A 10,221-nucleotide genomic window follows, 5' to 3' on the forward strand; every position below is an offset into this window, starting at 1 on the left:
TATATTGCAAATTTTTGCATGTTTTTTTAATAAAACTGCAATAAATAGTGATTTTATTTTTTATATACTTCTTTTGTAAGTGTTTTTTGGTTTTTTTATTGCGTTTCAACCCTATTACTTGATTAAATAATGCAATTTTTTGCATTTTTTTTGCATGTTTTTATTTTTTGTTTATCTTTACCTTAATTAATTTAAATTCAAACTAGATGAAAAAAACAAATAACAACGTCTCTTATGTTAAGAGATTTAAATTTTTAAATATCTTTTTGATGTTTATTGTATTTGGCTTTGCTTCTTATGGTCAAACTACTTATAAGTTACAAGGTGCTGTGACTGATGCGCTTGGACCTGTTGTTGGAGCTACTATTCAGATTAAAAATACAAGTTTTGGAACAACAACAGATTTTGATGGTAATTATGATTTTAATGCAACTGTTATTGAAGGGGATTATGTATTTATTTTTAGGTCAATTGGTTTAGCAACTAAAGAAGTAAGGGTTGCTTTGGGAGCAAAAAAAGTCGTAGTTAATAATGTTACTATGACAGAAGATATTTTAGGGTTAGATGAGATTGTTATTACTGGTGCAGGTGCCCTGACCTCTAAAAAACAGCTAGGTAATACAATTTCTAGTATAAAAGGAGGAAAGGTTGCAGAAGCTGGATCTGTAGATATAACGGGAGCTTTGTCTGGTAAATTAGCTGGTATTCAGGTTTCTCAAAATTCAGGTGATCCTGCTGGAGGAATAAGTGTTAGGTTAAGGAGTTCTAGTACGGTTAATGGTAGTTCAGATCCTTTATATATTATAGATGGGGTTATTGTTAATAATAATTCTACAGATGTTTTGGGTTCAGCCAGTGTTGTTCAAAATAGAATGTCAGATATTAGTCCGCAAGATATTGATAGAATTGAAGTTATTAAAGGGGCTGCTGCTGCTGCTATATATGGTTCTAGAGCGAGTAATGGTGTTGTTCAAATTTTTACTAAAAGAGGACAGTCTGGTAAACCTGTGATTACACTTTCTTCAAGTATGAACTTTAATTCTTTAAGAAAAAAACGTGATTATAATGATGAGCCTTTCGAGTGGGCATCATCTGATATTTCTGTGTTAGATAAAGTTGCTGTTACAAGATATGATTATCAAGATATGATTTTCGATAACTCTACAGGTACAGATAATTATGTGTCTATGTCTGGTGGTAAGGGAAATACTAATTATTTTGGGTCATTTTCTTATTTAAAAAATGATGGAATCCTTAAAGGGACAAATTATCAAAGACATTCTGGAAGAATTAGAGTTAATCAAATTATAAACGATTGGATTTCTGCCTCATTTGGAACTTATTTTTCTACAAGTAAAAGTCAAGATCAGCCAAATGGAGGTTATGTAGCTGGGGTGTTGCCAACAATTTTATTTTCAAACAATACAATAGATCCTACTCTGGATGCAGATGGAAATTACCCTACAATGACTTTTTATCCAAATATTTTAGAATATATAAATACTTTTGATTTTACTCAAAAGAGTAATAGAAATATTAGTGATTTGCAAATTACGCTAAAGCCAGTAGATGGTCTTAAAGTGAATTATATTTTAGGTTATGATAGTTCCGAAACTACAGGTAATACTTATATTCCAATAGGAACTACTACTATTAACTTAGGAAGTGCTAGTACAACATCTATTACTACAACTCAATTCAATAGTGATTTAAATGGGTCTTATAATTTTGATATTAATAATATTTTATCATCTACTACTACATCAGGATTTTCATGGCAAGCTGATAAGACAGATTTGAGTTCAATTTCAGGAACAGGATTAGCTTTAGGTGTTAAAACAACCAATGGGGCGGCTTCTATATCAACGAATGAAAGTAGAAGTGAGCGTACGTTTTGGGGAGGTTTTTTACAGCAAACATTTGGTTTTAAAGATAAGTTATTTCTTACTGGGGCTATTAGATTAGATGGTTCTTCAGTATTTGGCGAAGATGAAAGAAATCAATGGTATCCAAAAGCAAGTATGTCTTATTTGGTTTCTGAAGAAGACTTCTGGGAAGGTACTTTTGGAAGTACACTTAATAGTTTTAAAGTTAGAACAGCTTGGGGGCAAGCAGGAAACCTTACGGCTATTGGACCCTTTGATAGATTATCAAACTATTCAGCAATTAGTATTGATGGAACCTCTGGTTTAATTGCTCCAACAGAGTTAGGAAATGCGGATCTTAGTCCAGAAAGACAAACAGAATTAGAGTTTGGTATTGATATGGGTTTATTTGATAATAGAGTAGGGATTGAGCTTACTTATTATAAACAAGATATAGAAGATTTATTATTAGCAAGAACGTTGTCTCCTTCAACAGGTTTTGGTTCTAGGGTAGAAAATGTTGGAACCATGACAAATAAAGGTTTTGAGGCACTAATTACAGCGACACCAATACAAAATAACGATTTTAGTTGGATGGTAACTGGTACTTTTTCAACAAACAAAAATGAGGTAAATGATATTGAAGGAGATCAATTTGGTATTGGAAATTTTGGTTTTTCAGTTGCTAAAAATGGAGAAGCATTAGGTGTTTTTTATCAAGGGTATTATGCTAGAAATGACGACGGAAGTTTATTGTTAACTGCAGGAGGTTTACCACAAAGAGAAAAAGGGTCGTATGATACAGATGGTAACCCAATAGCAGAAAGGGATGCATCAGGTCAACCTAGTGGATCAAATTTAAGTAAGGTTATTGGAGATCCTAATCCAGATTTTATAGCATCACTTACAAATGAATTTAAGTATAAAAACTTTTCTTTTAGAATGCAATTTGATGCAGTACAGGGTGTAGATTTATTAAGTTGGGATACTCGTATGCTTTATCGTTTTGGTGGTGGAGAGCAAACGGCTAAAGAATTAAGAGGAGAAAGTACAAGAGGTACAGGTGCAGCTAATTTTGGTATTGCAGAATCTTATATTGAAGATGGATCATATATTAAACTTCGAGAATTATCAACATCTTATTTATTAAATAAGCCATTAAAAGGAGTTAGTAGTATGAAATTTACATTAACTGGACGTAATTTGTTTTCTATTGATAATTTCTCTGGTCACGATCCAGAAGTTAATATGGATGGACAAAGTAATGGTTCTAGAGGTGGTATTATGGGATTGGTTCCAATTCCTAGAGTTATAAAATTTGGTGTTGTTGCTACTTTTTAAGCATGTAAATAAAAAATAATAAAAGATGAAAAAAATAAAAATATATATAATAATTGGAGTTGTTCTACTTAGCACTGGTTTGTTTACGGCATGCGATACTGAGTTTGAAAACCCAAATAACCCAACAGAGGATGTTGTTTTAGAAACAAAAGAAGGTCTTTTTGCATTGGCAACAGGAATTAGACAATATTATTCTGTAACAGCATTAAGACAAATAATAGAAGCGCCAGGAATTACCACAAGAGAGTTAGGTGTAACAAATACTTTTTTAAATATAAATGAGTTGGCAAAAGGTGGTGCAGAGCTTCCTTCTGAAAGTGGTGGAATTACAAATCCTTGGTCAAATATTATAAAGGCTAAAGGAATGGCAGAATCTTTAATAAACGGTGCAAATACGGTAACATTAGCAGGTGGTACTAAGAGCGGTCTTTTAGCTTATGGTAATTTAATAAAATCCATGTGTCTTGGTTCATTAATAGAAATGTTTGAACAAGTGCCAATAGACAACTCTCTAGACGGAGAAGCGATATTTAGCGATAAAACTACTGTATTGACAGAATGTATTTTGTTGTTAGAAGAGGCTAGAGATGAGTTGGCTTCAGAGCCAATGTCGGATGATTTTGAAACGACAGTATTATGGTCTGATATGAGTTTAGAAAAAACGATCAATGCTTTTTTGTCTAGATATAACTTAATGGCTGGTAATTATGAAGAGTCTATTGTGTCTGCAGATGCTGTGTTAGATTCTAGTGATTCAACAAATTCAATGTGGGTTTACGATGCTAATAACGAAAATCCTATATGGAATAGAACGGTTAATTCTGCAGATTTAAATCCACAATCAAATTTTGGGTTAACAGGAGATTATATTCCAGAAGTAGGAGATGGTAGGATAGATTTTTATTTAGGAGCAGATTCTGGTTTTGCAAATGCAGATGCAGGTGGTCAGGCACTTAGTGAATTACTTGGTTTTTTTAAATCTAGCACTGCATCTATTCCAATTTATCTTCCTGGAGAAATGATACTTAATAAAGCAGAAGCATATGCTAAACTAAATCAATTAGATAATGCTGTAGCTCAGTTGAATTTAGTGAGACAAAAAACGAACGATCCTTTAGGTGTTAATGCAAATCTTTCTGCATGGTCTGGTGATGAATCTGATGCAGATGCTGTATTAGAAGAAATATATAAAAATAGAAGTATAGAATTATTTCTTACGGGACTGAGATTTGGAGATAGTAAAAGGTTTCATCCCAATTACGTTGTTCCATCTGAAGCGAATACTACAAATGAGAGAAATAGAAATTACTATCCTTATCCGAGTATAGAAAGAGAGAATAATCCTAACACTCCTGTAGATCCAACTATATAAATCAGTGAAATTTAATTTATTTGGTCAGTTTTATTTTAAGGGTAACAAAAATGTTACCCTTAAAAGTACTGAAAATAATAGAAATATATTATAATTTAAATAAATATTATGAGAGTACTAACAGGTTTAGATGTGCTATTAAACGATAAAAAACTTCAAAAAACATTTAAAGGAAATGTTGCTTTACTTTGTCATAATGCCTCTATAGATTCAAAATATACTCATGCAGCTTTAGGTTTTAAAACAGCATTCGGAGAAAGATTTGTTAAATTATTTGGGCCACAGCATGGTTTCTCTACAGATGTGCAAGATAATATGGTGGAAACCGATCATGTTATTCATCCGTTTTTTAAAATACCTGTGTATTCATTGTATTCAGAAACACGTATTCCTACAGATCCAATGCTAGAAAATATTGATCACTTATTTGTTGACTTACAGGATGTAGGGTGTAGAGTGTACACGTATATTTATACATTAACTCATTTATTAGAAAAATGTAGTAATAAAAATATTGAAATAGTTGTTCTTGATCGTCCTAATCCTATAAATGGAGTAGATATTGAAGGAAATATTCTAGAGTCAGGATTCGAGTCTTTTGTAGGTAGACATCCAATACCAATTCGTCATGGAATGACCATTGGAGAAGTTGCTTTAATGCATCAAAAGTTTTGGGTTAAAGAAAAAGCAAATTTAACGGTTATAAAAATGCAGCATTGGCAGCGAGGTATGTTTTTTGAAGACACCAAATTACCGTGGTTATTACCGTCTCCAAACTTATCAAGGATAGAGAGTTCCTATACTTTTCCTGCAACAGTTTTATTTGAAGGAACAACTTTAAGTGAAGGTAGAGGAACAACACAATCTCTAGAAATAATAGGGCATCCAAAAATAGAACCTTTTTCGTTTTATGAAGATGTGCTTTCGGTTGCTAAAAAACAATCTAAATTAGAAGGGTTTAAATATCGACCAATTACATTTTTACCAACATTTCAGAAACAAGGAAATAAAGTCTGTGGAGGGATTCAAATTCATGTAACAGATAAATCGATTTATAAACCTTGGCGTGCAGGACAATTATTAATGCGGGAGTTGTATCATTATTTAGGTGATGATTTTGGGTGGAAAGAACCACCTTACGAATATATTTATGATCAAAAACCTATAGATGTTATTAATGGATCCGAAAAAATGAGGCACTGGGTTGTTGATAATAATTCTATGGAGGAATTAGATGTTTTTGAAGATTTAAAAGATTACAAATTAAATCTTGATGATATCAAGATTTATTAAAAATAGATTTTAATCTCAGGGGACACCAAAGGATTTATGCCCCCAGACGCAGGCGTCAAAAAATGAACTCTCTAAAATTCCTTCTGGATTAGCCCCGAGATTATTTATTATGTAAAAAAAATAGTGTAAAATGAATTCAACAATAATTTTATTAATCATAGTATTTTATTTTGGGGTATTAATGTTAATATCACACTTTACCTCAAAAAATACAAGTGATGATTCTTTTTATACTGGCGATAAAAAATCTCCCTGGCAAGTAGTTGCTTTTGGGATGATTGGAGCTGTAATGTCTGGTGTAACATTTGTGTCTATACCAGGGATGGTGAGTAATAATTATTTTTATTATTTACAATTTGTTTTTGGTAACGTAGTAGGCTATGTTTTTATAACCTATGTGTTAATTCCTATTTATTATAATTTAAAATTAGTTTCCATATACAGTTATTTAGAAACTAGGTTTGGTCCTAAAACCTATAAAATAGGGTCATTATTTTTTCTAATATCTCAATCATTTGGTGCCGCTTTAAGATTATTATTAGCAGCAAAAATTTTACAGTATGCAGTTTTTGATGCATTTAATATTCCTTTTTACTTAACAGTAATTATTATATTGATTTTAATATGGATGTACACAAATAAATCTGGAATTAAAACAATTGTTTGGACGGATACACTTCAAACATTCTTTTTATTAATGGCTGCAATTGTATCTATATTTATTATTAAAGAATCTTTAAACTTAAGTTTTTCAGAAACAATATCATCTATCACGCATCATAAATACTTTAAGGTTTTTAATTGGGATTTTAATTCTGGAAGCAACTTTTTTAAACAGTTTATCTCTGGAATTTTAATTTCTGTTGCAATGGTGGGATTAGATCAAAATATGATGCAAAAAACACTAACCTGCAAAAATAAAAAAGAGGCCCAACGTAATATTTTAACATTTAGTTTGTTTTTAGCGTTAGCTCAATTTCTTTTTTTAGGATTGGGAGTGATGCTTTATTTGTATGCTGAAAAATTTGGAATTCAATTAGAAATAGAAAACGGAAAATTTATCAATACAGATAACTTATTTCCAATGCTTTCTCTTGGAAGTTTTGGAAACATTGCTGCTATTAGTTTTATTTTAGGAATTACTGCAGCTTCATTTTCAAGTGTAGATTCATCCTTAACAGCTTTAACTACATCATTTACATTTGATTTCTTAGATGTAAAACATAAAAAATCAAAAGAAAAAAAGCGCCTCAAAAATTATGTTTTACTAGGTTTTTCTGTAATTATTTTTATTATTATAATGTTGTTTTCAGGAAGTAAAGGAGATGTAATTACAACAATTTTTAAAGTTGCAGGATATACTTATGGACCTTTATTAGGACTCTATTTATTGGGAATTTTCACTAAAATAAAAATAAAAGATGCAGTTGTACCTTATATCTGTGTTTTAATGCCATTACTAACCTATTATATAAATTACATAGTTAAAGATAAGTTTTCATTTGATTTAGGTTTTATGAATATTTTATTAAATGCTTGTCTTACAATTTTATGTTTAATTCTTGTACGAAAAAAAAATGATTAACAAATTAACTACAGAGCAATCATCAGATTATAATAACTTAGAGCAGATGAGTACTATAGAATTGCTCAATAATATGAATATAGAAGACAAAACGGTTCCATTAGCTGTTGAAAAGGCAATTCCTTCAATAAATAAACTTGTTGATGTAATTTATGAAAAAATGAGCAATGGAGGACGACTATTTTATATTGGAGCAGGTACAAGTGGTAGGTTAGGAGTTCTTGACGCTTCTGAATGCCCACCAACATATGGTGTTTCTGATGATTGGATAATTGGAATAATTGCAGGAGGAGATTCTGCTCTAAGAAAAGCTGTTGAAAATGCTGAAGATAATACAGAATTAGCTTGGAAAAATTTACAAGAATATTCTATTTCTGATAAAGATGTTTTAATAGGGATTGCAGCTTCTGGTACTACACCATACGTAATAGGTGGTTTACAAAAAGCAAAAAAGCAAAACATAATTACAGGTTGTATTACTTGTAATCAAAATTCACCACTTGCATTTGAAGCAGATTTTTCCATAGAATTAGTTGTAGGGCCAGAATTTGTAACAGGAAGTACAAGAATGAAAGCAGGTACTGCACAAAAATTAGCTTTAAATATGATTTCTACTGCAGTGATGATTAAGCTAGGTAGAGTAAAAGGGAATAAGATGGTTAATATGCAATTATCAAATAAAAAACTTGTAAAAAGAGGTGTTAAGATGATAGTTGATGAATTAAATATTGATGAAAAACTTGCTGAAAAATTATTAATAGAACATAAAAGTGTTAAAGAAACGCTAGATTTTTATAAATCAAAAGTTGTTGAATAATATTTCATAGATATTGTATAAAAGTAAAAATTTTAAATGAAAAATATAATTATAGCTGGCGTCCTTTTAGTTTGTATTACAATTAATGCACAACATAATAAGCCACTGCAAACTCTAAATATAGAAAGTCAAAAAAGGTGGGTAGATAATGTTTTTAAGAATCTAACTTTAGATCAGAAAATAGGTCAGCTTTTTATGATTCAAGCCTATTCTAACAAAGATAAAAAGCATACTAATTTTATCAAAAAAATGATAAAAAAGTATCATATTGGAGGACTTATTTTTATGCAAGGAACTCCAGAAAAACAGGTGAACCTTACTAATTTATATCAATCGAAATCTAATATTCCATTACTTATAGGATTTGATGGAGAATGGGGATTAGACATGCGATTAAAAAACACATTTCGATATCCTTGGAACATGACCTTAGGGGCTGTTCAAAATAATACTTTGATTGAAGAGTTTGGAAGACAGTTAGGTGTGCATTGTAAACGAGTTGGGATTCATATTAATTTTGCTCCTGTTGTTGATATTAATACAAATCCGGAAAATCCTATTATAGGAAACCGTTCTTTTGGTGAAAATAAATACAATGTTACCGAAAAAGCAATTGCATTTACTAAAGGCATGCAAAGTACGGGAGTACTTGCAAATGCTAAACATTTTCCAGGACATGGAGATACCGCTACAGATTCTCACAAAACCCTACCTTATTTAAATTTTAGTCTAGATCGTTTAGATTCTATTGAATTGTACCCTTATAAAAAGCTGTTTAAAACAGACTTGGCAAGTGTTATGATTGCACATTTAAATGTACCCGTTTTAGAGCCTGAAAAAGGAGTACCAACATCCGTTTCGTATAATGTGGTTACCAAACTTTTAAAAGAGAAGATGAATTTTAAAGGTTTAATTTTTACGGATGCTTTAAATATGAAAGGAGCAGCAAATTATGCGCAACCGGGAGATATTGATTTGGCTGCATTTGTGGCGGGTAATGATATGCTTCTTATTCCAGAAGATGTAAAAGCAGCTGTTAAAAAAATAAAACAAGCATTAAAAACCAACGTAATTACAAAGGCACGTTTAGATGCATCAGTACGTAAAATATTAAATGCAAAATATTGGGCAGGATTAAATCATTTTACACCAATTGAAGAAGTAAATATCAAAGAAGATATTATAACTCCAAAAGATAAATTATTGTATAGGTCTTTAATGAAAGAAGCGGTAACGCTTGTAAAGAATACAGATGCAATTCTTCCTCTACAAGATCTCTCTGAGGCTAAAATTGCTTATGTAAAACTAGGTGATTCAGATAATTTTAACTTTACAAATACATTAAAAAAATATACAGAAGTTACTATTGTTTCCGATGAAAATCTTACCAGTTTACTTAAAAAATTAGAATCATATAATACTGTAATTGTTGGTTTTCATAAATCGAACGCTACTCCTTGGAAAAGTTATAAAATGTCTGACAAAGAACTTACATGGTTGCAAGAAATTTCCAAAAATAATAAAGTAATACTAGATGTATTTGCAAGTCCGTATTCTCTTTTAAAGATTTCTGATTTTTCTAATATAGATGCTGTAATGGTATCTTATCAAAATAGTGAGGTATCACAAGACATTTCAGCTCAAATGATTTTTGGAGCATTAGAGATTAAGGGGAAATTGCCAGTTTCAATAAATGAAACATTTAAAGAAGGTACAGGGATCACAACACCTAATTTATTAAGACTTTCATATTCAATTCCTGAAGATGTTGATATGGATAGCAAAGTGCTTGCTAAAATAGATTCTATTACACAAATGGTTGTAGACTCTACAATTGCTCCTGGCGGACAAGTATTGGTTGCGAGATATGGAAAAGTAGTATATCATAAAAATTTTGGTTTTCAAACCTATGATAAAAAACAAAAAGTAAAAATAACAGATCTTTATG

6 protein-coding genes are annotated in these 10,221 nt (G+C 30.9%); all 6 read left to right on the forward strand.

The annotated features are described in order from the left end of the window. Nucleotides 1–269 precede the first annotated feature (269 nt). Nucleotides 270–3,206, forward strand: a complete 2,937-nt coding sequence (locus ABJG40_RS08290; protein ID WP_348024114.1) for a SusC/RagA family TonB-linked outer membrane protein — start codon at nucleotides 270–272, stop codon at nucleotides 3,204–3,206. Between the two features lie 25 nt (nucleotides 3,207–3,231). Beyond that, complete coding sequence (locus ABJG40_RS08295; protein ID WP_348024115.1) at nucleotides 3,232–4,578, forward strand: RagB/SusD family nutrient uptake outer membrane protein; 1,347 nt, start codon at nucleotides 3,232–3,234, stop codon at nucleotides 4,576–4,578. Between the two features lie 108 nt (nucleotides 4,579–4,686). Further along, entirely contained in the window at nucleotides 4,687–5,871 is a 1,185-nt protein-coding gene (locus tag ABJG40_RS08300; protein WP_348024116.1) for a DUF1343 domain-containing protein, read from the forward strand. A gap of 130 nt (nucleotides 5,872–6,001) precedes the next feature. Beyond that, nucleotides 6,002–7,456: a sodium:solute symporter gene (locus tag ABJG40_RS08305; protein WP_348024117.1), complete on the forward strand. Its 1,455-nt coding sequence runs from the start codon at nucleotides 6,002–6,004 to the stop codon at nucleotides 7,454–7,456. Continuing rightward, nucleotides 7,449–8,273: an N-acetylmuramic acid 6-phosphate etherase gene (gene murQ, locus ABJG40_RS08310; protein WP_348024118.1), complete on the forward strand. Its 825-nt coding sequence runs from the start codon at nucleotides 7,449–7,451 to the stop codon at nucleotides 8,271–8,273. The genes ABJG40_RS08305 and murQ overlap by 8 nt, the downstream gene beginning before the upstream one ends. A 36-nt stretch (nucleotides 8,274–8,309) precedes the next feature. Next, nucleotides 8,310–10,221 (forward strand): glycoside hydrolase family 3 N-terminal domain-containing protein (locus tag ABJG40_RS08315; protein WP_348024119.1); only part of this gene is annotated, 1,912 nt, incomplete at its 3' end.

Origin of the sequence: Polaribacter sp., from assembly GCF_039939415.1 — a bacterium.
In the GTDB taxonomy this organism is placed as follows: domain Bacteria; phylum Bacteroidota; class Bacteroidia; order Flavobacteriales; family Flavobacteriaceae; genus Polaribacter.

Coding starts and splice junctions, on each gene's coding strand:
- ABJG40_RS08290 (WP_348024114.1), top strand. CDS start 270: ATGTTTATTGTATTTGGCTTTGCTTCTTATGGTCAAACTACTTATAAG.
- ABJG40_RS08300 (WP_348024116.1), top strand. CDS start 4,687: ATGAGAGTACTAACAGGTTTAGATGTGCTATTAAACGATAAAAAACTT.
- murQ (WP_348024118.1), top strand. CDS start 7,449: ATGATTAACAAATTAACTACAGAGCAATCATCAGATTATAATAACTTA.
- ABJG40_RS08305 (WP_348024117.1), top strand. CDS start 6,002: ATGAATTCAACAATAATTTTATTAATCATAGTATTTTATTTTGGGGTA.
- ABJG40_RS08295 (WP_348024115.1), top strand. CDS start 3,232: ATGAAAAAAATAAAAATATATATAATAATTGGAGTTGTTCTACTTAGC.